Below are 23019 nucleotides of genomic sequence, written 5' to 3' on the forward strand. Positions count from 1 at the left end.
GGTCAGCCTGCCCGGACTGGCCGCCTCGGCGGCGGCGATGCTCGTCTCCTCGCTGGGCTACGTGCTGGCCGGCCGCTGGCGGGACGGCCCCGACGTGCTCGCCACCACCGCCTGGCAGCTGCTGGCCGGCGGGCTGGTCCTGCTGCCCCTGGCGGCGGCCTTCGAGGGCGCGCCCGCCGCGCCCACCGGGCGGGAACTGCTCGCCTTCGGCTATGTCGCGGGGGTGGCGACCGCGCTGGCCTTCGCGGCGTGGTTCGCCGGCCTGCGCCGTCTCCCGGCCGGGACCGTCGGCCTGCTCGGGCTGCTCAACCCGCTGACCGGCGTCCTGCTCGGCACGGCGCTGGCGGGCGAGGGCCTCGGCCCGCTCCAGATCGCGGGCCTGCTGCTGGTCCTCGCCGGAGTCGCCCTCGGCCGCCCCCGCGGGGCACGCGCCGACCGCCCGGCGGCTGCGGCTGCGGCTGCGGCTTCGGCCGGGCCGGGTGCCCGGCCCGAGCCGCGGGGCCCCGCTGGGGCGGCGCGGGTGAGTCCGCCTCCCTAGGCGGAGCCGTTCCGTCGCCTGGCGGCTTCCCTGTCGAGGAGGCCGGTCAGGTGGTGGTCGAGCACCGCGCGTGGCCTCGGGGGTGCGGAGCCCGCGTGCGGTGTCCACCGCGAGGCCGGTGGCCGGCGTCCGGCAGATGTCCGCCTCCACGAGGTCCGCCGGCTCGGGCGGGCCCTCGCCTCCGTGGCGCGCGTGCCGGGCGCCGGCGATCGGGTGGGCGGTGAACGACAGGAGTTCCTCGTCGCCCGGTCCCAGGGGGTGGCCATCGCCGGGGCGGACATCGCCCGGCCGAGCACGGCGACCGCGCACCGGATCGGCCGGGCGCCCTCGGTGTCCACCTCGATCAGTGCGGGCAGGAAGGTTCTGAGCAGCGCGGCAGGGCTGTCGCCGACGGCGGCCTCGCCCCGCCGTCCGATCGCCCGGCCGGTCTCCCGCGCCGCCCGGGAGGCCTCGCCGTGGCCCGTCACGACCCCTGACCCGTCATGCCGAGGTCCTCCCGACGAGGCCCGACCGGACCGGGATGTCGCCTCCGGCTGCCACGATGTCGGACATGGTGAGATCACTGCGCATCGAGGCCTTCACCCCGGTCGACCGGCCGGTCGTCACGCCGACCACCAAGTTCGGCGGCCAACCCGTGTGGGTGACGGACCCGCAGTGGCCGGTCAGCGCGGCCTGGGACCGGCCGATGCGGTTCGTCGCCCAGATCGAGCTGGACGCGGTGCTCGGGAGCGCCGGCCGGGGGAAGGTGGCCTATGTCTTCGTGACCCACGCCGATCACGGGGAGGACTTCTTCGACCCCGACATCATCGACCCGGCCGGCGGCGAGAACGCGGTGATCGTCCAGCCGGGCGGGGAGTACGCGGGCCGGCTGCGCCCGCTGGCGACCGGCCCCGGGCTCTACGCCCCCGACGGGTCGGCGGTGGAGTACGCCCTCGACCTGTGCCCGGTCGACGAGGGCCACGGCCGGGACCTGGAGCGGTTCGACGGCGACAAGATCGGCGGCGCACCGGTGTTCGTCCAGGGCGACCAGTGGCCGGACGGCGGCCCCTGGCAGTTGCTGCTGCAACTCGACCCGAACTGGGTGCCGTTCCACCTCGTCCTCGGCGCGGCGCCGAGGCTGTTCGCCTTCGTGTCCGGGGACGGCGCCCGGGGCGGGCTGCTCGTCCAGGACTCCTGAGCCGACCGGGTCCCCGCCGTCGAAGCCCCCGCCGTCGAAGCCCCCCGCCGTCAGGGCTCGACGCCGAGAACGCGTGAAAGGGTTCGGGTGGTAGAGCCGCTGACGGTCGGTGGGGAAAAGCGGGTGACCCGGGGGCGGGCCGGTCCTACACTCGGCACCCAGAGGCGCGCCGCCCGTGGTTCCGGTGGTGGGCGCGCCGTGACGAGTCGGGGGAGGACCGGTCGTGCGCCACCGCAGCGCTGCCGTCGTCCCCTCGTCCCGGTTCGAGGTGATCCTGGTGTCCTCGTCCCTCCGGTGCCCGCTGCGCGGCCGGCACCGGGTGGTGTGCGTGACGAGCAGCTGACGCCGGGACAGAAGACCCTTTCCTCAACCGCGGACCCGGGACGGGTCCGCGGTTCCCGGCTCCTGAGAGCCGGCCCCCGGCTTCCGGCCTCGTCGTCGCCGCCGCAATCGCGCCGCCCCTTTCCTTCCCGCGAGCTTCGAAAGGCACCGGGCCATGCGCACCGACGTCCGAACCACCACCGCTGTCACCACCACCGCCACCACGGCCGCCGCCATCGCCGCCGTCCGCAACCTGGGCATCCTCGCCCACGTGGACGCGGGCAAGACCACCGTCACCGAGCGGGTCCTCTACCTGACCGGCGAGACCCACAAGCGCGGCGAGGTGCACGACGGCACCACCGTCACCGACTGCCACCCGCAGGAGCGCGAGCGGGGCATCACCATCTTCGCGGCGGCGGTCAGCTGTCTGTGGAACGGCCACCGGATCAACCTGATCGACACCCCCGGCCACGTCGACTTCGCCGACGAGGTCGAGCGCTCGCTGCGGGTGCTGGACGGCGCGGTCGCGGTCTTCGACGCCGTCGCGGGGGTCGAACCGCAGAGCGAGAGCGTCTGGCGCCAGGCCGACCGGCACGGCGTGCCGCGGATCGCCTTCGTCAACAAGCTCGACCGGCCCGGCGCCGACCTGGACGCCGCCGTCGCCTCCATCCGCGCGCGGCTGCACCCGGCCCCGCTGGCCGTCCAACTGCCCATCGGACGGGAGGACGGCTTCACCGGCGTCGTGGACCTGCTGACGATGCGGGCCCTGACCTGGGACGACGGCCCCGACGGGGACGGTCTGCGGCAGGGGCCGGTGCCCGACGGGCTCCAGGAGGAGGCCGAGCGGCGCCGCCGCCTGCTGGACGAGGCGGTGGCCGGTCTCCACCCGGCCGCGCTGGAGGAGTACTGCGCACACGCGGCGCTCTCCACGGCCACTCTGGCCACCGCCCTGCGGGACCTCACCCGCGGCGGGGAGGCCGTGGTGGTGCTGTGCGGCTCGGCCTACCGCAACCGGGGGATCGAGCCGCTGCTGGACGCCATGACGGCCTACCTGCCGTCGCCGCTGGACGTTCCGCCGGTGCGCGGCACCGGGGTCGGCCCGGCGCAGGACGAGGAGGTGGAACGGGCCGCCGATCCCGACGGGCCGCTCACCGCGCTGGTGTTCAAGGTGGAGATCAGCGCCTCCGGCCGGCTCACCTACCTGCGGCTGTACACGGGCACCCTGCGCAAGGGGGACACCGTGCTGGACGCCGGCACCGGCCGCACCGAACGGATCGCCCGGATCCTGCGGGTGCAGGCCGACAGCCACGTCGAGGCGGACACGGCCGTCGCCGGCGACATCGTCGCGGTGGCGGGCGTCAAGGCCGCGCGCACCGGCGCGACGCTGTGCGCGCCCGGCGCGCCGCTGGTCTTGGAAGCGGCCGTCGTGGCGGAGCCCGTGGTGACGGTGGCCGTCGAGGCGCGGCGTACGGTGGACACCGAGCGGCTGGCCCTCGCGCTCGCCCGGCTCGCCGAGGAGGACCCGTCGCTGGTCGTCCGCACCGATCCGGAGACCGGGCAGCGGGTGCTGTCCGGCATGGGCGAACTGCACCTGGAGGTGGCGGTGGAGAAGGTCCGCCGCGCGCACGGCCTGGAGGTGACCGTCGGCCGTCCGCAGGTCGCCCACCGGGAGACCGTGGAGCGCGGGGTCACCGGCCACGTCCACCGGCACGTCAAACAGGACGGCGGCGCCGGGCAGTTCGCCCACGTGGTGCTCGACGTGGCACCGCTGGACGGCCCGGCCGAGGAGGCGGAAGGAGAGGGGTTCGTGTTCGCGTCCACCGTCACCGGCGGGCGGGTGCCGAAGGAGTACGTCCAGGCGGTCGAGGCGGGCTGCCGGGACGCGCTCGCCGAGGGCCCGCTGGGCGGCCACCCGGTCACCGGCCTGCGGGTCGTCCTGACCGACGGGGCCACCCACCCGAAGGACTCCTCGGACCTCGCGTTCCGCACCGCCGGGCGGCTGGCACTGCGCGAGGCCCTGCGGGCCTGTCGGATGGTGCTCCTGGAACCGGTCGCCGAGGTGACGGTGACCGTGCCGCAGGAGGCGGTGGGCGGTGTCCTCGGTGACCTCGCCGCCCGCCGGGGCCGCGTCCAGGGCTCGGACCCGCGCGGCGGGACGGCGGTGGTGACGGCGATCGTGCCGCTCGCCGAACTGTTCGGCTACGCGACCGCCCTGCGCAGCCGCACCCGGGGCCGCGGCACCTTCGCCACTCGCCCGGCCGGGTACGCCCCGGCACCGGCGGGCGCGCGCGGAGCTGTCCGGCCGATCATGTGACCATGCCGAGTGGGAACGGCTGCGGCCGTTCCTGCCGGTCAGCAGGATCCTCTCCGGTACCGGCTCGAACTGCGTGCGGTCCGCCCGCTGCCCCGGCGTGACGACCGGGGACAGCGGGCGGGCGACGAGGCTCTGCCTTTGAGGCCAGGGCCGGCGGCGGATCGGTCCGGGCGCCGGCCGCGTGCTGGTGGGCCCGCACGATCGTTCCCCTGTCCCGTCGGCCGACCGCAGCCGGTGGCGTTCATCGACCGCTTTCCAGGGCCCGAACCGCTCGGGCAGATCACACCAGTGCACACCGGTCCGCACCGGGTGCAGGATCCCGTCGATCACCTGCCGATGGTCCCGCCACCGGCCACAACGCCTGTTCGGCCCGTGCCGCGCCTGCCTGCGCAGGCGCGGCCTCCGGCACACGATCCCGGAGAAGGCGGAAAGTCAGGCCGCCCGCCTGCGCAAAGGCTCACGCGGCGGGTGCCCACCGGCCTTCGACGAGAAGCGGTACAAGAAGCGCGACACCGTCGAACGGGCCGTCAACAAGCTCAAGCACGCGCTCAAGCACGCCCGAGCGGTCGCAACCCGATACGACAAGCGCGGATACGTCTACCCCGGCACCGTCGCCGCGGCCGCTCTCGTCATCCGGCTCCGCACATGATCGCCCGGTACCCCAGTGAGAGTGCTCCATCGGGCCCCGCTCACCAGGTCACGGGCAGTGACCGCATCCCGTAGATGAACGACTCGGTACGGAACTCGCGCTCGCCGGCCGGCCGCAGCCCCGGCAGCCGGCGGAACAGCGTCTCCAGGGCGATCTGGAGTTCGGCGCGGGCCAGCGGCTGGCCCAGGCACTGGTGCACGCCGAAGCCGAACGCCAGCTGCCGCCGGGCGTCCCGGTACAGGTCCAGCTCGTCCGTCGCCCGATGGCCGGCGCCGCCGAACACCGCCTCGTCCCGGTTGGCGGTGGAGAGCATCGCCAACACGCCCTCCCCGGCCCGGACGGTGACGCCGCCCAGCTCCACGTCCTCCAGCGCCACCCGGGGCAGGCCGGTGTGCACGATGGTCAGCAGCCGCAACAGCTCCTCCACCGCGCCCGGCAGGGTGGCCGGGTCGGCCAGGCCGGGGATCTGCTCGGGGTGCTCCAGCAGCAGCGCGGTCGACAGCGCGATCATGTTCGCGGTCGTCTCGTGCCCGGCGATCAGCAGCAGCACGCCCATGCCGGCCACGTCGTCCGGGGTCAGGTCGTCCCGCGCCGCGAGTCGGCTGAGGACGTCGTCCTCCGGCTGTGCGCGCTTGCGGGCCGTCAGGTCGCACAGGTAGTCCCGGACCTCCTCCTGGGCCTCCCGGAGTTGCTCCACGGTGCTCTCCTGGTTGAGCATCGTGCGGCTCAGGCTCTGGAAGCGGTCGTGGTCCTCGTACGGCACGCCGAGCAGCAGGCAGATCACCAGCGAGGGCACCGGCAGCGCGAAGTCGGTGACCAGGTCGGCCGTGGTCCGGCCCGCGGTCATCCGGTCCAGTGCCTCGTCCACGATCCGCTGGATCTCCGGGCGCAGCGCCTCCACCCGCTTGACCAGGAATTCCCCGGTGAGCATGCGGCGCTGGCGGGCGTGCTCGGGGTCGTCGAGCCGCAGGAAGTCCGGATTGTCGGTGATCAGCTCGCGAGCGCCGGCGACCAGCAGCGGGAAGGTCGGGTGGCGTATGTCGGCACTGAACCGGCGGTCGGACAGCACGGTGCGGACCTCGGCGAAGCCGGTGACCAGCCAGCAGAGGTCGCCGTCGGGCAGCTCGGCCCTGGTCACCGGCCCGGTGGCGGCGGCCTCGGCGTACGCGGGCGGCGGGCCGAACGGGCAGCCGCCGGAGTGCCGGGCCGGCAGTGGGAGGACGGGGGTGGTGGTTGCGGTGGTGGTTGCGCTGGTGGTTGCGGTGGTGGTTGCGGTGGTCAAGGCGGGGGTCTCCTCACGTCGCGGGTGTTCTCGTGGGGTTCGGGGCCCGGGAGGGTTTCCGGCGGCCTGCGGGGCCGACGGCGGGGGTCCGTCAGGCCCCGGTCCGCGCGGGCTCGTCCCCGGTGACGGTGATCGCCCGGCCCGGGCAGAGCTCGGAGGCGAGTCGCACGCCGTCGAACTGCTCGGGCAGCAGGACGGTCTGACGGAGCCTCACGAGACTGTCCCGGTCGTCCTGGTCGAAGACCGCGGGGGCGTTCGTCACGCACATGCCGGAGCTGCAGCAACGGTCCCGGTCGACGCTCACCTGCATGTCGGGCACCTTTCGCCAGGGCGGCGCCGACTGCCCGGCGGCCACCTCTCGTTGTCACGGTCAACCTAGCCATCGCTGGTCCGTTCACGGAGGGGCCCGGTGGCCGGATCGAGAATGGCTGATTCGGCCCCTGTGCCTGAACCCCCGTGCGGCGCAATGTGTTTCAGCCCGTGGTACTTCGCCGGAAGGGTCGGCGGACCCGGCCAGGCGGACGGCTTCACAAACCTTCGGCGTTAGCCAACTCCCTTACGGAGGACACCATTTCGGACTCGGCGGCGCTCTTGTCCGGCCGGTAGCGCACCACCCGGGCGAACCGCAGGCCCGGCCCGGCGAGGTAGCGGGGACTGCCCGGCGGGGAAACGGGGGCTGCCCCGCAGGGCCGGCCCTGCGGGGCAGCGGGGGCTGCGTTGGAGGCCGTCGTAGGCGACCTCGACCAGTTCCGGCCGGACCAGCACCGTCCGGGCGTCCCGCCCGGTCTCCCGGGCGGGCAACTCGGCGGTCTGCCGGGCGAGCGTTCGGTCGGTCGGCCCCTTGAAGGTCTTGCCGAGCACCACCCACGGGCCGAGCCCCGGCTCGCCCGCCACCCGGGCGGCCGGCGAGGCCCCGGACGGTCCCGAGGCGGTCGCACCACCAAGCTCCCCCTGAGCGCGGAGGGCCGCTGCCGGGCTTTGTCCCTGGTCATCACGCCGGGACAATGCGCCGACCGCACCCGGTTCGAGCCCGTCATGGACAAGCGGCGACCATGACCGTGCCATCTGGCACCGCTCATGATCGCGCGGACAGAACCCAGCCGGCGGGCCGTCGGTCGGCGGGCCACCCCCCCCGGTGGCCGGCCGGCCACCGGCGCAGCCGTGGTGGTGGCTCAGCTGTAGTCGTGACTCAGTTGTCGTGGTGGCTCAGCTGCGGCGGGGCCTCAGTTGTGGCGGCGGGCCAGGCCGGGTAGTCGAGGACCAGGCCGTGCAGGTCGACGAGCAGGTCGGCGCGGAAACCGCCGGACTCGTACCGGACGGTCGCCGCCGCACCGGCGGCGTCCTCGTTCCCGGTCGGCCCCAGGTGGGTGTACGTCTGGCGCGACGGGTGGACCGTCAGGTCGGGCACCCGGACCCACGCCATCAGGAAGTCGTGCCGCCCCGGCTCCCGGTGGAGCCGGTGGCGGAGCAGCGGCATGGCGTTGGTCAGCGGGGAGAGGCCGAGGTCGCAGTCGAGCGCCCCGTCCAGCTCCGGCCGGTGGTGCCCGTCGACGGTCCACCGTCCGTCGTGGTTCAGCAGCTCCAGCTCCCGCACGCCCTGCGCCGAGGCGGCGCGGACCGCGAGCCGGCGGGTCGTCCAGCCGGGCCCGGTGTCGAGCTCGTAGTCGAGCCAGTAGGGCGTGGGCATCAGGCCGGCCACCCGGCCGTGGGCACGCAGGCGGTCGTCGCCGAGTTCGACCCAGGCCGTCTCGACGCCCCGGCTCTCCGAGACCTCCCAGGTGGGGACCAGATGAGTGATCATGCCCGTCACGGTAGCGGCCCGCGTCGTCGCCCGGGTTGCCGGTCAGGCGGCCGGCCGGGTGCCGGGTGCCGGGTGCCGGGGCGCCCGTGCGCCTACAGCGCGCCCGCGTCGCGGGCCGTCCACACCGATGGGTAGAGCGGGCGCCAGCCGAGCTCGCGGCGGATCGCGGCGGTGGAGACCTGGCCCTCCCAGGGGTCGGCGGGCCCGGCCCCCTTCGGCAGGACGACCGCGTCGGCCTGCGGCGTGTCGCCGGGTGCGGCGGTCCAGGACTCCGGGCGGGGCACGTCGTTGATCCCGTGCAGGTCCCAGGCGGTCACCGGTGCGTCGTCCGCCACGTTGTAGCTGCGCCCCTCCACCCCCGGCGTCACCGCCGCGCCCCACAGGGCCCGCGCCACGTCGGCGTGGTGGACCACGGACAGCCGTTGGTGCGAGGGCCAGCGGCCCGCCCAGTGCAGCGAGTCCGCGAGATGCGGGTCGCCCTCGCCGTACACGAAGGCGGGGCGGACCACGACCAGCGGCAGCCGGTCGCCGAACGCGCGCAGCCCGTGCTCCGCCGCGGCCTTGGAGGCGGCGTAGGCGCCCCAGAGGGCGTCCGGGGCCAGCGGATCGTCCTCCACGGCCGGCCGGCCCAGCCTCCGCCCGTACACCAGGTTGGTGCTGGTGTGCACGAACCGTCGGACCCCGGCTCCGGCCGCGTCCCGCCCGAGGGCGACGGTGGCGTCCCGGTTCACCGCGAAGGCCTCCTCGTCCGGCATCCCGCGCCGCCCGGCGGCCAGGTGCACCACCACGTCGGCGCCCTCCAGGGCCCGCGCCCGGTCGGCCGGCTCCCGCAGGTCGCCGACGACCGCCTGGAGTCCCGCGGCGGTCGCCGCCCGCGCCTGCTCCTCGTGCCGCACCAGCACCCGGACCGCGCCGGGCCCGGTCCACTGCGCCAGCCGCGGCACGAACCGGCGGCCGACCTGGCCGGTGGAGCCCGTCACCAGAAACGTCGTCATCGCTGTCTCAACTCCCTTGCGAGGTGGTCGCTCGTGGTCGGGGCGGCGCCCGTTCGCCCGGTTCACCAGGTTCGCCAGGTTTCGCCCGGTGCAGCGGGTGCCGCCCTCCCCGTCACCACCGTGGCGGGGAAGCGGTGGCGGCGGCAGAGACCTCCTCAACCAGGGACTGGCGATCCCTGGTTGAGCGCCCCGCCCGGGGCGGAGGATGGGAGGGTGATCGACCGACCGGCCCTCGCCGACTTCCTGACCCGCCGCCGCGCCGCGCTCACTCCCGCCGACGTCGGCCTGCCGCCCGGCGCGCGCCGCCGCACACCCGGCCTGCGCCGCGAGGAGGTGGCCCAGCTCGCCGGGCTCTCGGTGGACTACTACGCGCGCCTGGAGCAGCGGCGCGGTCCGCAGCCCTCGCCGCAGCTGGTCGCGGCCCTCTCCCGGGCGCTGCGGCTGACCGAGGACGAGCGCGACCACCTGTTCCACCTCGCCGGTCACCGGCCGCCGCGCCGGCACACCCCGCTCACCCATGTCCGGCCGGGCCTGCTGCTGATCCTGGACCGCCTGCACGACACCCCGGCCCAGGTGATGTCGGACGTCGGTGACGTCCTCGCCCAGAACGCGATGGCCGCCGCCCTGTTCGGCGACGTCGCCCAGCGGCCGCCGGAGCGGCGCAACGTCGTCCTGCGTTGGTTCGCCGAGCCCGGGTCCCGCGCGCTCTTCCCCGCCGAGCAGCACGAGGAGCTGGCGCGCGGGCACGTCGCCCACCTGCGCGCCGCCCACGCGGCCCGCCCCGGGGACGCGCACCTGGGCCGGCTGGTGGCACGCCTGCTCGCCACCGGTGAGGAGTTCGCCGCCCTCTGGGCGCGGCACGACGTGGCCGTGCGGCGCAGCGGTCGCAAGACCGTCCTGCATCCGCTGGTCGGCCGGCTCGACCTCGACTGCGAGATGCTGGCCGCCGCGGGTCAGGACCAGCTGCTCCTCGTCCACACCGCGCCGCCCGGCAGCGCGACCGCGGAAGCCCTCGAACTCCTGCGGGTGGTCGGCTGTCAGCAGCTCGACGCCGGGGCGGCCGAAGGCGCGGCGCTCCGGTGAGCCGCGCCCGTTCCGCCTCCGGGGCTTGGTCCCGCGCGGCGTCCCGGGCCGGCTCCGCACGGGCGCGCGGCGTCGTCGTCCCCGGTTCGTTGGCGGCGCTTGAGGGCAACCGGTGGCCCGAACCGGGGGCGGACGCCACCCGGCTGGCCGTCACCGCCCACGCCCTGCGCCGTCGTCCGGTCGCCGACCTCGGCGCCGAGGAACTGCGGTTGCTGATCGGCCAGGACATCGGGCTGACCCACCTGCTTCCGCGCGCGGTCGAGCTGCTCTGCCGTGACCCCCTGGCCGGGGGCGACCTCCACCCGGGCGATCTCCTGTCCGCCGTGCTCGGCCGCGCCCCGGAGGTCTGGACGGCCCGGCCCGGTCTCGCCGCCCGGCTTGCCGCCGCCCTCCGGGGGACGGTGTCCGTCCCGGGGCCGGGCCTCCCGGACGAGGTCCGGCGCCGGGCAGAGGCGTTCCTGACGGCCGGGCACGGCACTCCGCCGGTCTCGGGGGCCAGCAGGGTGTGATGCGGCAGCCACCGCCGGTCACCGACCCCGTCCCGTGTCCGGAAGACCCCCTCTGACCTGCGCGTCCTTCGCCGGAAGCGGCGCGCTGAGCGGCTACCGTGGCCGGGCGGCCGGGCGCGGCCGCCCGGCGCCCCGGGGCGCCGGCCGCACACAAGGGACGGACCGGCATGCAGTTCGACGACCAGGGCGACCTCGACACCTCGCAGGTGGACGACCGGCGCGGCATCCCCGGGGGGAAGGTCGCCGTCGGCGGTGGCGCGGCCGGTCTGATCGCCGTTCTGATCGCGGTGCTCTTCGGCGTCGACCCGAGCATCCTCGGGCTCTCCGACGGCGGCGGCTCGGACGCCGGGTCCGGGGGGACCACCACCGCGGGGGAGGTCCAGCAGGTCTGCAGGACCGGTGCCGACGCCAACCGCCGGCAGGACTGCCGGATCGTGGCCGTCACCAACAGCCTCCAGGAGTACTGGGGCGGGCAGTTGCCCCGCTTGGGCGTCGCCTACCGGCCCGCCGAGACGGTCCTGTTCACCGGCCGGGTCTCCACCGCCTGCGGCGCGGCGAGCTCCGCCGTCGGCCCGTTCTACTGCCCGGCCGACCGGCGCGCCTACTTCGACCTCGGCTTCTTCGACGAACTGTCCACCCGCTTCGGGGCCGGCGGCGGCCCGTTCGCCGAGGCCTACGTGGTCGCCCACGAGTACGGTCACCACATCCAGAACCTGACCGGCACCATGCAGAAGGTCGGGCAGGACCGGCAGGGCCGGGACAGCGCCTCGGTGAAGCTGGAACTCCAGGCCGACTGCTACGCCGGCGTCTGGGCCCACCACGCCACCACCACCCCTCAGGCCTCCACCGGACGGCCGCTGATCAGCACCCTCACCGACCAGGACATCGCCCAGGGCCTGGACGCCGCGGCGGCCGTCGGCGACGACCGGATCCAGAAGCAGGCCACCGGCCGGATCGATCCCGACACCTGGACCCACGGCTCCTCCGACCAGCGCAAGGCCTGGTTCACCACCGGCTACCGCACCGGCGACCCGGCCCGCTGCGACACCTTCGCCGCGCAGCGCTGACCGGCGCAGCGCAGACCGGCACCGCGTCGGCCCGCGCCCGGGCCGCCCCGGCACCCTGTCATCCGTCAGGGACCGCTGCGGGCGGCCCCTTCCTACGCTGCTGAGCACCGGCCGGACACGGACCGGACCAGCACCTGAGGGAGAACCACCATGCGCAAGATCCTGCACGCCGCCGCCGCGCTCGCCCTCGCGGCCGCCGCCGTCACCACGATGGGGGCCTCCGGCGCCCAGGCCGCCGACGGTCCCTGGGACGGCTGCCCGTACGGGGCGGTCTGCATCTACCCGCAGGACTCCGACACCAGCAAGCCGCCGACCGACGTCTTCTGGAGCTACGGCGCCCACAACCTCCGCAACCAGAACGGCTGGCACTGGGTGCTCAACAACCAGTCGGGCGGGGCGCACGCCCACCTGTGCACCGGGTACAACGGCACCGGCTGCGGCGAGGACCTCCCCGCCCAGACGGGCGTCTACGCCGACCTGACGCCGATCAACTCGATCACGCTCGACCGTCCCTGACGGCCCGGCGCCCACCCGACGCCGCCAGCGGTGGGGTCCTCCGGGGGGAGGACTCCGCCGCGGGCGGCCGCGTTCAGGAGCACCACGCGCGCTCGGCCTGCTCCCGGACGCCCGGGGGACGCTGTTCACGCCGCCTCCGGTGACGGACAGGTGAGGTCGGCGGGCGGGATCGTCCCGGTGAGCAGGTAGGACTCCACGATGGAGCGCACGCACGGGTTCGGCCCGGGGTACTGGCCGTGGTCGCCGTTCCCGGTGACCGTCACCAGACGCGAGCCGCGCAGGGCCCGGTGCGCGGAGAGCGCGGCCTCGACGGGCGTCGCGGGGTCGTGCACCGAGTTGAGCATCAGCGTGGGCGGCAGGCCCGCACCCGTGACCCGCACCGGGGGCGCCGTGGGCGCCGGGCAGGAGGCGCAGACCGCGGAGAAGGCGAGCGTACGGGCCCCGGCCAGCGGCCGGCGGGCGGTGTTCCCGGTGCCCCGGTCCACCCAGACGGACAGGTCGCGGGTCCACGGGGTGTCGGTGCAGGTGACCGCGAAGTACTCGGCGAGGAACTCCGGGTCGAGGTACTCGCCGAAGACCCGCCGGGCGGTGGTGCGGGCGGCCGGTTCGGCGCCCGGCCAGTCGTCGAGCGCGGCCAGCGCGGTGGCCAGTTGGGTGAAGCCCGCGTTCGTGCGGTAGACGTTCTGGATCGTGCCGTTGTCCAGTTGGTTGGGCCCGATGGTGAGCGTGCCGTCGACCAGCGGGTGCTCGTGCGGCGCCGCCCGGCGCGCCTCCCAGCGGGCCTTCACCTCGGCGGCGGTCGTGCCGTAGTGGTAGACGGCGTCCCGGGCGGCCAGCCAGGGCAGGAAGTCCTCCTCGAACCGGCGCTGGAAGCTCATCGGCAGCCGCTGCTCGAACCGCTCCCAGGTGCCGTCGAAGCCGATGACGCTGTCCAGCACCATCCGCTCGACCCGCTGTGGGAAGAGCGTCGCGTAGTACGCGCCGATCACGGTGCCGTAGGACGGCCCGTAGTAGCTGACCCGGCGTTCGCCGAGCAGGGCGCGCAGCAGGTCGAGGTCCCGGACGGCCTGCTCGGTGGTGAGGTAGGGCAGCAGGCCGTCGCTGCGCCGCTCGCAGTCGGCGGCGAACCCGCGCGAGGCCGTGATCACCCGGGCCCGGTCGGCCGGCGTGTCGTCGCGGAAGTCCCCGGCGAAGAACGCCCGGAACTCCTCGGGCGTCTGGCAGACGGCCCGGGTGCTGTGGCCGACACCGCGCTGGTCGAAGCCCACGACGTCGTAGGCGGCGCCGAGCGCGGGCGCGTCCCGGACGAAGCCCGCCGGGCGCCGCAGGCCCTTGCCGCCGGGGCCGCCGGCGGCCGTGAGCAGGGTGCCGATCCGTCGGCCCGGGTCGCTCGCGCGGTGCCGGGAGACCGCGACGGTGAGGTCCGGCCCCCGCCCGGGGTGGTGCCAGTCCCGGGGCACGGTCATGGCGGCGCACTCCAGCGCGGCCTCCTCCGCGCAGGGCTGCCAGTCGAGTCGTTGCTGGGAGTAGCGGGCGGGGACACCGGGGGCGGTCGCTCCGGCGGGCGCCGCGACGGCGTTCGCGGTGCCCGCCGTCTGGGCCAGGGCGAGGACGGCGAGCAGGGCCACGGTGCGCTGGCCGAGGGCGGAGAGCCGGGAGCGACGCCCGGTGCGGTTGGTGGTCCATGTGGTCATGCGTCGATCGTGGCCGGTCGACCGGTCGTGGTCGATCCAGTGGGCACCCGTCTTTCCCCTGGCGCCTGAACCACCTCTGAGGGGGCGTCAGGTGCAGCTGATCCCCCGCCGGGGTGAGTCTTCGACGAGATGGTTGACGGCGGCTGCTCCCTTCCGCCGGGTGGGATCCGTCGAGAGGGGTGAGCGGCCGTCGCGGCGGCCGCTCAGGTCGGGGACCACGAGGAGGGAGTGCACGGATGCGGAGCAGCAGGCCGAGGGCGGAGGCCCGGGCGAGAATCGGAACGGGGAACGGGCGCCGGGCCCCCGCCGACCGGCGGGTACCCCGGGCGCCGCCGGTGCGGGGCGGCCGGGCGGGGATTCAGTGGGCTCTACCTTCTGAGCTCTACCTTCTGAGCCGGGTTGGTCTGGTCATTCGTAGGGTTGGATCACCCAGGGGTGCTGGGTGTGGCTATCAGTGGGCTGCCGTCTCATGGCTTCCGTCGCTTCGCCGCCCGGCGCCCCACGACGACTCGGCCGCCGATTAGGAAGTGCGAGCAAGTCGCTGAGTAGAGCAATGCCGGCGAGGTCGTCCGTGGTACGAACAGCACGAACACGCACGTCAGGAGCATGATGAGCCGGATATGGGCGGGGATCGACAGTGGCAAGGGCCACCACCACGGCCTGGCCCTCGACGCGGACGGCAGGAAGGTGCTGTCGCGGCGGGTCGCCAACGACGAGCCCGAGCTGCTGGAACTGATCGCGGACGTCCTGGCCCTCGCCGGCGGCGAGCCGGTGACGTGGGCGATCGACATGACCGGCGGGGAGCCGGCCCTGCTGCTGAGCCTGCTGGTCGCCCACGGCCAGGAGGTCCTGTACATCCCCGGCCGCCTGGTGAACCGGGCCTCCGACGGCTACCGCGGCGAGGGCAAGACCGACGCCCGCGACGCCTACGTGATCGCCGACCAGGCCCGGATGCGCCGCGACCTGGAGCCCGTCCGTCCCGGCGACGAGGCCGCGATCGAGCTCAAGCTGCTGACCGGACGGCGGGCCGACCTGGTCGAGGACCGCACGCGGTCGATCAACCGCCTGCGCGGCACCCTGCTGAGCATGTTCCCAGCCCTGGAACGGGCCCTGGAGGTGACCAACGCCGGCCCGCTCAAGCTCCTGACCGGCTACCAGACCCCCGCGGCGATCCGCCGCACCGGGACCGCGCGGCTGACGAAGTGGCTCGCCAACCGCAAGGTCCGAAACGCGAGAGCCCTCGCGGAGGCGGCTGTTGAGGCTGCCGAACGCCAGCACACCTCCGTCCCCGGGGAGAAGACCACCGCGAAGCTGGTCCACACCCTGGCCGAGGTGGTGATGGCCCTCAATGAGCAGATCGCCGAGATCGACAAGCTCATCGAGGGCCGGTTTCGCGAGCACGAGCTCGCCGCGATAGTCGAGAACGTCCCCGGTATCGGCACCGTTCTCGGTGCCGAGTTCCTGGCCGGCGTCGGCGGCAGCCTGGACGGCTTTCCCTCCCCGGATGCTCTGGCGGCGTTCGCCGGCGTCGCACCGGCGCCCCGCGACTCGGGCAAGGTCAGCGGCAACCTCCATCGGCCGATGGTCTACCACCGCCGGCTCCAACGCGTCTTCTACACCTCCGCGTTGGTCAGCATCCGCTGCGATCCGAACTCGCGGGCCTTCTACGACCGCAAACGCGCGGAAGGCAAGCGGCACGTCCAAGCCGTGATGGCCCTGGCCCGCCGCCGCGTCAACGTCCTGTGGGCGCTGATCCGTGACCGACGGTGCTGCCACGTCACACCTCCAGTGACCACGGCGGCTTGACAACGACATTAAGAAGCGACGGTGAAGCGCAGGCGGCGGTGGGCGGGGTGCTCGGCCTCGTCGAGGAGGGCGACGGCGAGGTCCTCCATGGAGATGGCCGAGGTGCCGTCCGGGTCGACGAGGAGCTCGTCGCGGCCCAGCCGGTAGCGGCCGGTCCGCTCGCCCGGTTCGAGCAGGGCCGGCGGGCTGAGGTAGGTCCAGTCGACCTCGGTGTCCGCGCGGCAGAGGGCGAGCTGCTCGCCGCAGGCATCGGCGATCGGGCGCAGGGCGGCGGGGAAGTCCGGGGCTTCGGCGAGGGTGGTGCCGCTCCCGCCGGGCAGGGCGAGGCTGCCGGCGCCGCCGACGACCAGCAGCCGCACGCCGGTTCCGGCCAGGCCGGCCAGCAGGCCCTTGGTCGCGGTGGCCAGTTCGTCCTCGCGGCCGGGGGCCGGGCGGGTGGCCGTGACCACCAGGTCCTGCCCGGCGGCGAGGCGGTGGACGTCGGCGGGGTCGCGGGCGTCACCGGTGGCGATCCCGACCGTCGGCGCGAGCCTGTGCGGGCGGGAGGGGTCCCGCAGGACGGCGGTGACCTGGTGGCCGCGGGCGGCCGCCTCGGCCACCACCCGGCTGCCGACGTTGCCGCTCGCGCCGAACACGGTGATGCGCATGGGGAGTTCTCCTGGGATTGGGACTGGGGCTGGGACTGGGATGCGATGGAGAGGAGGTGTCCGGCGGCGCGCCGGACGGTCAGGCGGTCAGGCGGTTTGGCGGGTGCGGGTGTCGGCGCGGTCGGCGGCGGCGCCGTCGGAAGCGGCGTCGGAGGAGGCGGCGACCACCTTCGACGGGGTGCGCGGTCGCTGGGTCTGCGCGGCGACGAGCGAGCCGAGCACGATCAGCGCGCCGAGTGCCTGGACGGGCGCGAGGTCCTGGCCGAGCACGAGCCAGCCGAGGGCGGTGGCGACCACGGGGCTGAGCAGACCGAGGAAGGTGACCGAGGTGGGCGGCAGGGCGCGGATGCCGCGGAACCAGAGCGCGTAGGCGACGGCCGCGCCGATCAGGCTCAGGTAGCCGTAGCCGAGCAGGTTGGCGCCGGTGAGGTGGGACGGCGGCGGCCCCTCGACCAGCAGGGCGACCGGAAGGAGCAGCAGACCGCCCGCGGTGAGCTGCCATCCGGTGGTGGCGAGCAGCGGGGCCGGTGAGGTCCAGCGCTTGGAGAGGACGACACCGGTGGCCATCACCACCGCGCCGCCGAGCGCGGCCAGGATGCCGAGGGCGTCCAGCTGGGCGTTGGCACGCAGGACGAGCAGGCTGACCCCGGCCACGCCGGCGATGCCGGAGAGGAGGGTGCGCAGCGAGAGGCGGTCGCCCAGGAGGGCGGCCGAGAGGCCGGCGGCGATCAGTGGCTGGACGGCGCCGACGGTGGCGGCGACGCCACCGGGAAGGCGGTAGGCGGCGACGAAGAGGAGGGCGAAGAAGGCGCCGATGTTCAGCGTGCCGAGGACGAGCGAGCGCCACCACCAGCTGCCCTTGGGCAGGCGGCGGGTGAGGGCGATGAGCAGCAGCCCGGCGGGCAGGGCGCGGAGGACCCCGGCGAGCAGCGGGCGCCCGGGCGGCAGCAGCTCGGTGGTGACCAGGTAGGTGGAGCCCCAGATGGCGGGGGCGAGGGCGGTGAGCAGCACGATGGCGAGTCGATTCCTTAGCACTAAGCCAATGTATCTCAGCGCTAAGGAATCCGGGCGGGGTGTTGGGGGTGGGCTGCTGTGAGGTATCTCACCGCTAAGGCATCGTTTAGGCTGGAGGGCATGGCAGAACGCGAAGATCATGTGGACCGGGTGGTGCGGCAGTGGGGCGCGGAGCGTCCCGACCTGGATGTCTCGCCGATGGAGGTGCTCGGCCGCCTCAAGCGGCTCACCCGCCTGGTCGACGCCGAGCTGAAGGAGACCTTCGCCCGGCACGACCTCGACTTCGCCTCCTTCGACGTGCTCGCCACCCTCCGCCGCAGTGGCCCGCCGTACCGGCTCACCCCGACCGGCCTGATGCGGTCCGCGATGGTCACCTCCGGCGCGATCAGCCAGCGTCTCGACCGGCTGGAGGCCCGAGGCCTGGTGACCCGCACCGCCAGCGGCTCCGACGGGCGCAGTCGCGACGTCGCGCTCACCGACGAGGGGTACGCCCTGATGGACCGCGCCCTGCCCGACCACCTCGCCACCGAGCGCCGTGTCCTGGCCGGGCTGGACGAGGCGCAGACCGCCGCGTTCATCGACGCCCTGCGCGTCGTGCTCACCACCCTCGGCGACAGCCCGGAGTGACCACGCGCCACCGCCGGCCGGCGCCCTGCCCCCGCCCGCCGTCGGGGGCCGACCGTCGGGGGCCGACCGTCAAGGGTTGACCGCGACCGCCTTGGAGAAGGTGTAGTGGAAGGTCCCGCCCGGCTCCGCCGCACGGCGCAGCTCGGCGAGGCCGCGGTCGAACGCCTCGTCCGTGCTGAGGCCGGCCCCAATGGCCTCGGCCCGCACCGCCTCGACCATCGCGACGAAGGTGCGCCGGGTGAACCCCTCGGCCAGCGCCGGCCGGGTGGTGTCGGCGTACATCGTGCGCAGGCCCACCGCGACGTCCCGGAAGCCGGCGTCGGTGAGCAGCGGCTGCAGCCGCCGCCCGATCAGGGCGTCCCCGCCGCCGTCCGCCTGGAGCCGGACCAGGTGGTCGACGACCCGCTGCGCGGCCTCGCCGCGCGGGTGGAAGCACGCGGTGCCGTGGTCGCCCTCGATCACGGTGATGGTGCCGCCGGGCCTCAGCACCCGGCGCAGCGCGGCCAGCGCCGCCGTCGGGTCGGCGAGGTGTTCCAGGACGAAGCAGACGAAGAGGTGGTCGAAGGAGGCGTCGGGAAAGGGCAGCCGGTGCAGGTCGCCGTGGTGCCAGTCGACCCGCGCGTCGGGTGCGTGCGCGGCGACCCGGGCCCGCGCCAGCGCCAGCGAGTCCGCCGAGATGTCGGCGGCGGTCAGCAGCACGCCGGGGCTGGTGGCCAGCAGGTGCACCGTCTGCGCACCGACGCCGCAGCCGACCTCCAGGACCCGGCTGCCCGGCGGGTAGGCGGTGCCCGCGTGCAGCAGGTCGGCGAGGGTGTCGGCCTGGTCGCCGAGGCGCCGGGCCTCGGTGGGGGAGTAGCCGTGCACATAGGCGTGGCCGGTGCCGGGGACCGGCGCGGGGCGAAGGTCGGTGGGGAGCGGGGTGTTCGTCGTCATGCCCCCACCCTCCCGGCACAATGGACCGGTGCACAGGTCCAATGAACGGCTGGTCGACAGGTCCACAACCGCCGGTGCCGACTTCCTCCAGCTCGACCCCGGCGAGGCCCCCGCCGGCGGACTCGCGGACTGGCTGGCCCGGCGGCTGAGGCAGGCGATCGCCGACGGCCGGCTGCCGGTCGGCAGCCGGCTGCCCGCCACCCGCGTGCTCGCCGCCGACCTCCGGGTCTCCCGGGGCGTGGTCACCGACGCCTACCGCCGGCTCACCGAGGAGGGGCGGATCGCGGGGAGGGGCAGGGGCGGCACCATCGTGGTCGACCCGCTCGTCCGGGCCCCGGCGCACCCGGTACGTCCGATACATCCAGCACCCGGGGCAGTCCCCGCCCCCGCCCCCGCCCCCGACCCCGACGCACCCTTCGACGGCACACCCGTCCCGGCCAGCTTCGACGCCCTGCGCAACGCCCCCGCCCGGATCGACCTCTCACCCGGAGTCCCTGACCTCGCCGCCTTCCCCCGCACCGCCTGGCTGCGCGCCGAGCGCGCCGTCCTGCACGACCTCGCCGCCCGGGACTTCGGCTACGGCGACCCGCGCGGCACCCCCGCCCTGCGCCGCGCGGTCGCCGACTGGCTCGGCCGCAACCGCGGCATCCGCGCCGACCCCGAGGACGTCCTCATCGTGGCCGGGGCCGCGCAGGCCCTGGCCCTGGCCGGCGAGGTGCTCCGCGCGACCGGCCTCGACGCGGTCGCCGTCGAGGACCCGGGCTCACTCGGCACCCGCCAGCACCTCGGCCACCGGATCACCGCCACCCCGCCCGTCCCCGTCGACGCCGAGGGCATCCGGGTCGACGCGCTGCGCGCCACCGGCGCCCGCGCCGTCCTGCTCACACCCGCCCACCAGTTCCCGACCGGCGTGGTCCTCGGCGGCGCCCGGCGGCGCGAGCTGCTCCGGTGGGCGGCGGAGGGCGGGCTCGTCATCGAGGACGACTACGACGCCGAACACCGCTACGACCGCCCGCCGGTGCCCGCACTGCGCGGCGTCCACCCCGACCACGTGCTCTACCTCGGCAGCGTCTCCAAGCTGCTCGCCCCCGCCCTGCGCACCGGCTGGATGCTCGCCCCCGCCCGCTACCGGGACCTCCTGGTCGACGCCAAACGGCTCAGTGACCTCGGCAACGCCGCGCTGCCCCAGCTCGTCCTCGCCCGGCTGATGGACTCCGGCGCGCTGGAGCGCCACCTGCGGCTGCTGCGCCCGCGCCACCGGCGCCGCCGCGACGCGATGACCGCCGCGATCGCCGCCCATCTGCCCGGCGCCGTCGTCCACGGGGCGTCGGCCGGACTGCATCTCCTGGTCACCTTCCCCGACGGCCTGGCCTGCACGGACACCGAGCTCGCCACGGCGGCGCTGGCCCACGGCGTCAAGGTGCAGCCGCTCTCCTGGCACGCCCGGCTGCCGCACGCGCCGGGGCTGGTCCTCGGCTACGCCGCCGGAGCGCCCGGCGAGATCGAGGAGGGCGTCGCCGTCCTCGGACGGCTGCTCCGGGAGGCGGGACGACCACAGTTGGGGTGAGGCTGCTGGTGTCACCTCGCGCGCCCCGCCATCCTGGGCCGGGCGCCCCCGGGCGCCCCGGGCACACTCCGGGCGCACCGTCGTTCGCCCGAGCCCCGAGCCCCGAGCCCCGAGCCCCGAGCCCCGAGCCCCGACCGCCCGGACCCGACCGAGGGAGGCCGGATGCCGATACCCCGCCGAACCGTCCATGTCGCGCTCCTCGCCCTGCTGTTCTCCGCCCTGGCCCCGTCAGCCCCGCTCGCCCGGCTGGACCCGCCCGGCGCGGGAGACGCCGCCCGGCCGCCCCAGCCCGTCGAGCGCTCGGCCGAACCCGGCGCGACGGCCCCGACACCCCCCATCTCCACGGAGAGGACGCCTCTCGTGCCCACCACCGAATCGCTCCAGCTCGCCGGCCGCCGGGTCATCTACTCCTACTCCGGCGACACCCCACCCGCCGCGCTGCTCGACGCCGTCCGGGCGGGCCGCGCCGCCGGCGTCATCTTCTTCAAGGACAACGTCCCCTCGGTGCGCAAACTCCAGGCCAGCGTCGCCGAGTTGCGGCAGGCGGCGGCCGAGGCCCCGTCAGCGTCCCCGCTCCTGCTGATGACCGACCAGGAGGGCGGGAAGGTCCGCCGACTGCCCGGCGCCCCGGACCTCTCCGCCCGGAAGACCGGCCTGGCCGCCGACCCGGCCGGCGAGGCGGCCCGCTCCGGGGCCGGAGCGGCCGGCACGCTGAGCGAGGCGGGCCTGAACGTCAACCTCGCCCCCGTGCTCGACGTCTTCGACACGCCCGACAACTTCATCGACCACTTCGAGCGCTCCTACGGCCAGAAGCCGGACGTGGTGGCCGAGTCGGGATCCGCCTTCCTGGCCGCCCAGCAGCGCCTCGGTGTCGCCGCGACGGCCAAGCACTTCCCGGGCCTCGGCGCCGCCGCCCGCGAGGAGAACACCGACGAGCGTCCCGTCGTCCTCCCGGTCCCGCTCGCCGACCTCAGGGCCCGCGGCGAGGAGCCGTACCGCGCCGCCATCGCCGCCGGGGTCCGGCTGGTCATGACCTCCTGGGCGGTCTACCCGGCCCTCGACGCCTACCGTCCGGCTGGCCTCTCGCGCACCATCGTCCAGGGCGAGTTGCGCGAGCGCCTCGGCTTCCGCGGCGTGACCATCACCGACGCCCTCGAAGCCGGCGCCCTCGCCGCCTTCGGTGACGTGGGCGAGCGGGCTGTCGCCGCCGCCGACGCCGGCATGGACCTCCTGCTCTGCTCGGCCCGCGACGTCCAGCAGGGCGACGCCGCCGTCGAGGCCCTCGCCACCGCGCTCGACAGCGGCCGCCTCGACACCGCCGGCTTCACCGAGGCCGTCCGCCGCGTCGACGCCCTCCGCACCTCCTTCACCGCCTCCTGACGGCCCCCGGTATCTCCCCTCACCGACTCCGGCGTGCTTCCGGCGTGCTCCCCAGCGAGCTCCCGGCGTGCGCCGGAACCCCGGTGGCGTACCTCGTGCGCCCCGCCGACCGGGCACGCGAAGGTCAGCTACAGGTCTATGATCTGACGACCTGCCAGAGGGTGACGTGGGGGATTCATGGCTCATCCGCAAGGCGCGCCGAATACGGGCAGCCTGATCGACCGATGGGAGGAGCGGGGGTTCGCCGTCGCCTGCGCGCTGGTCGTCGTCGGGTCGACCGTCGCGGCGGTGTTCGACGTGCCGCCGACCTGGCTGATGCCGTTCCTCTTCGCGGCGGTCTACGCGATCCTGCGGCTGCTGCTGCCACTGAAGGGGGCGCAGCGGGAGATCGCCGACCTGCGCATCGAACTGGCATCGCTGCAAAGGGAGTTCCGCTCCGCAGCGTTCTCCCGGGTGGAGCACTACCCGGACGCCGCCGAGTTCTACCGGGCGGCCACCGACTACCTGCGGAAACACAATCCCAGCCATCTCGACACCTGGTACATGAGGATCGGGACCCCGGACACCTTCAGCGACTCGACGCCGGCCTTCGCCGCGTACTTCGAGGCCGTGCTCGACTGGGCGCGGCAGGGCGGGTCCGTCCGTCGACTGTTCTGCTCAGGCCCGTCACCGGAGTACGCGCGCTGGACGGCGCAGCACCGGCAGGACACCCGGGACCTGAGCAGGTATCACATCCGCGAGGTGAGCTGGCCGATCGAGGCGGACCTGATGAGCATGGCCATCATGGGTGACGGGGTGTTCCTCGCCTTCACCACCGACGACCGGGTGGCCGGCATGCGCATCGAGGGCGGCGAGGCGGCGGCCTACTTCCGCTCGTACTTCGACCGGCACTGGGACAAGGGCGCGGACGTGCCGCGCTGAAGCCTGTTGCAGAAGCCCGGGCGTGGGCAGGTCGGTGTGTGGTCCGGCCTGCTGGCTTCATGCGGTTCGGGCGAGGTCGTGCGGGTGGGCGACGGCCTGTGCCTCGTGGTGCGGGCCGAGGCGCTTCACGATGCGGCCCGCCGTCGCCGTCGAGACCCCGATCAGTGGCGCGAGCCGC

Annotated in this window: 20 protein-coding genes and 1 pseudogene; 12 read left to right on the top strand and 9 right to left on the bottom strand. The window is 75.0% G+C overall.

From position 1 onward, the window contains the following. The 3 genes from ABT093_RS36475 to fusA form a co-directional block, all read left to right on the top strand. On the top strand, positions 1-538 hold a 538-nt coding region (locus tag ABT093_RS36475), incomplete at its 5' end, for an EamA family transporter (RefSeq protein WP_350571636.1). A gap of 550 nt (positions 539-1088) precedes the next feature. Continuing rightward, positions 1089-1715, top strand: coding sequence for a DUF1963 domain-containing protein (locus ABT093_RS36480; RefSeq protein ID WP_350571637.1), 627 nt, complete (start codon positions 1089-1091; stop codon positions 1713-1715). Between the two features lie 496 nt (positions 1716-2211). Continuing rightward, entirely contained in the window at positions 2212-4350 is a 2139-nt protein-coding gene (gene fusA, locus ABT093_RS36485; RefSeq protein ID WP_350571639.1) for an elongation factor G, read from the top strand. A gap of 216 nt (positions 4351-4566) precedes the next feature. Here the strand turns inward: fusA and ABT093_RS36490 are convergent. The 5 genes and pseudogenes from ABT093_RS36490 to ABT093_RS36525 form a co-directional block, all read right to left on the bottom strand. Continuing rightward, a pseudogene (locus tag ABT093_RS36490) lies at positions 4567-4761 on the bottom strand (transposase); the annotation flags it as partial. Between the two features lie 278 nt (positions 4762-5039). Next, positions 5040-6281, bottom strand: a complete 1242-nt coding sequence (locus tag ABT093_RS36500) for a cytochrome P450 (RefSeq protein ID WP_502884393.1) — start codon at positions 6279-6281, stop codon at positions 5040-5042. 91 nt (positions 6282-6372) lie between these two features. Continuing rightward, positions 6373-6591, bottom strand: a complete 219-nt coding sequence (locus tag ABT093_RS36505; protein ID WP_350571641.1) for a ferredoxin — start codon at positions 6589-6591, stop codon at positions 6373-6375. An 879-nt stretch (positions 6592-7470) separates the two neighbouring features. Further along, a complete protein-coding gene (locus ABT093_RS36520; protein WP_350571643.1) occupies positions 7471-8082 on the bottom strand; it encodes a putative glycolipid-binding domain-containing protein in 612 nt (203 codons plus the stop codon). 92 nt (positions 8083-8174) lie between these two features. After that, positions 8175-9077, bottom strand: a complete 903-nt coding sequence (locus ABT093_RS36525; RefSeq protein WP_350571645.1) for an NAD-dependent epimerase/dehydratase family protein — start codon at positions 9075-9077, stop codon at positions 8175-8177. 216 nt (positions 9078-9293) lie between these two features. Here ABT093_RS36525 and ABT093_RS36530 point away from each other — a divergent pair, with 216 nt between their 5' ends. The 4 genes from ABT093_RS36530 (at position 9294) to ABT093_RS36545 (ending at position 12252) form a co-directional block, all read left to right on the top strand. Further along, positions 9294-10160 carry a helix-turn-helix transcriptional regulator gene (locus ABT093_RS36530; protein WP_350571688.1) on the top strand — a complete coding sequence of 289 codons (867 nt, stop codon included), beginning with the start codon at positions 9294-9296 and terminating at the stop codon, positions 10158-10160. 89 nt (positions 10161-10249) lie between these two features. After that, positions 10250-10669, top strand: coding sequence for a contact-dependent growth inhibition system immunity protein (locus tag ABT093_RS36535; RefSeq protein ID WP_350571647.1), 420 nt, complete (start codon positions 10250-10252; stop codon positions 10667-10669). 167 nt (positions 10670-10836) lie between these two features. Next, a complete protein-coding gene (gene ypfJ / locus ABT093_RS36540; RefSeq protein ID WP_350571649.1) occupies positions 10837-11736 on the top strand; it encodes a KPN_02809 family neutral zinc metallopeptidase in 900 nt (299 codons plus the stop codon). A 150-nt stretch (positions 11737-11886) separates the two neighbouring features. Continuing rightward, on the top strand, positions 11887-12252 hold the full coding sequence (locus ABT093_RS36545) for a hypothetical protein (RefSeq protein ID WP_350571651.1): 366 nt from the start codon (positions 11887-11889) through the stop codon (positions 12250-12252). A gap of 125 nt (positions 12253-12377) precedes the next feature. Here the strand turns inward: ABT093_RS36545 and ABT093_RS36550 are convergent, their stop codons facing one another. Further along, on the bottom strand, positions 12378-13946 hold the full coding sequence (locus tag ABT093_RS36550; RefSeq protein ID WP_350571653.1) for an alpha/beta hydrolase: 1569 nt from the start codon (positions 13944-13946) through the stop codon (positions 12378-12380). A gap of 609 nt (positions 13947-14555) precedes the next feature. On the opposite strand from ABT093_RS36550, the gene ABT093_RS36555 reads away from it, so the two are divergent. Then, positions 14556-15752, top strand: a complete 1197-nt coding sequence (locus tag ABT093_RS36555; RefSeq protein WP_502884395.1) for an IS110 family RNA-guided transposase — start codon at positions 14556-14558, stop codon at positions 15750-15752. Positions 15753-15760: 8 nt separating this feature from the next. On the opposite strand, the gene ABT093_RS36560 is transcribed toward ABT093_RS36555, so the two are convergent. Further along, positions 15761-16399, bottom strand: coding sequence for an NAD(P)-dependent oxidoreductase (locus ABT093_RS36560; protein WP_350571657.1), 639 nt, complete (start codon positions 16397-16399; stop codon positions 15761-15763). A gap of 87 nt (positions 16400-16486) precedes the next feature. Beyond that, on the bottom strand, positions 16487-17434 hold the full coding sequence (locus ABT093_RS36565) for an EamA family transporter (protein WP_350571659.1): 948 nt from the start codon (positions 17432-17434) through the stop codon (positions 16487-16489). A gap of 99 nt (positions 17435-17533) precedes the next feature. Between ABT093_RS36565 and ABT093_RS36570 the strand changes: the two genes are divergently transcribed. Further along, a complete protein-coding gene (locus ABT093_RS36570) occupies positions 17534-18040 on the top strand; it encodes a MarR family winged helix-turn-helix transcriptional regulator (protein ID WP_350571661.1) in 507 nt (168 codons plus the stop codon). 69 nt (positions 18041-18109) lie between these two features. On the opposite strand, the gene ABT093_RS36575 is transcribed toward ABT093_RS36570, so the two are convergent. After that, positions 18110-18973, bottom strand: coding sequence for a methyltransferase domain-containing protein (locus tag ABT093_RS36575; RefSeq protein ID WP_350571663.1), 864 nt, complete (start codon positions 18971-18973; stop codon positions 18110-18112). Here ABT093_RS36575 and pdxR point away from each other — a divergent pair. From pdxR to ABT093_RS36590, 3 genes are all read left to right on the top strand, one after another. Further along, positions 18972-20540, top strand: a complete 1569-nt coding sequence (gene pdxR, locus ABT093_RS36580; protein ID WP_502884394.1) for a MocR-like pyridoxine biosynthesis transcription factor PdxR — start codon at positions 18972-18974, stop codon at positions 20538-20540. The two genes, ABT093_RS36575 and pdxR, sit on opposite strands and share 2 nt — an antisense overlap. 162 nt (positions 20541-20702) lie before the next feature. After that, positions 20703-21920, top strand: a complete 1218-nt coding sequence (locus tag ABT093_RS36585) for a glycoside hydrolase family 3 N-terminal domain-containing protein (protein WP_350571667.1) — start codon at positions 20703-20705, stop codon at positions 21918-21920. A 177-nt stretch (positions 21921-22097) separates the two neighbouring features. Further along, positions 22098-22841 (top strand): hypothetical protein, encoded by a 744-nt coding sequence (locus ABT093_RS36590; protein ID WP_350571669.1) that lies wholly within the window; start codon positions 22098-22100, stop codon positions 22839-22841. Positions 22842-23019 lie beyond the last annotated feature (178 nt).

The organism is Kitasatospora sp. NPDC002551 (assembly GCF_040296005.1).
Taxonomy (GTDB): Bacteria; Actinomycetota; Actinomycetes; order Streptomycetales; family Streptomycetaceae; genus Kitasatospora.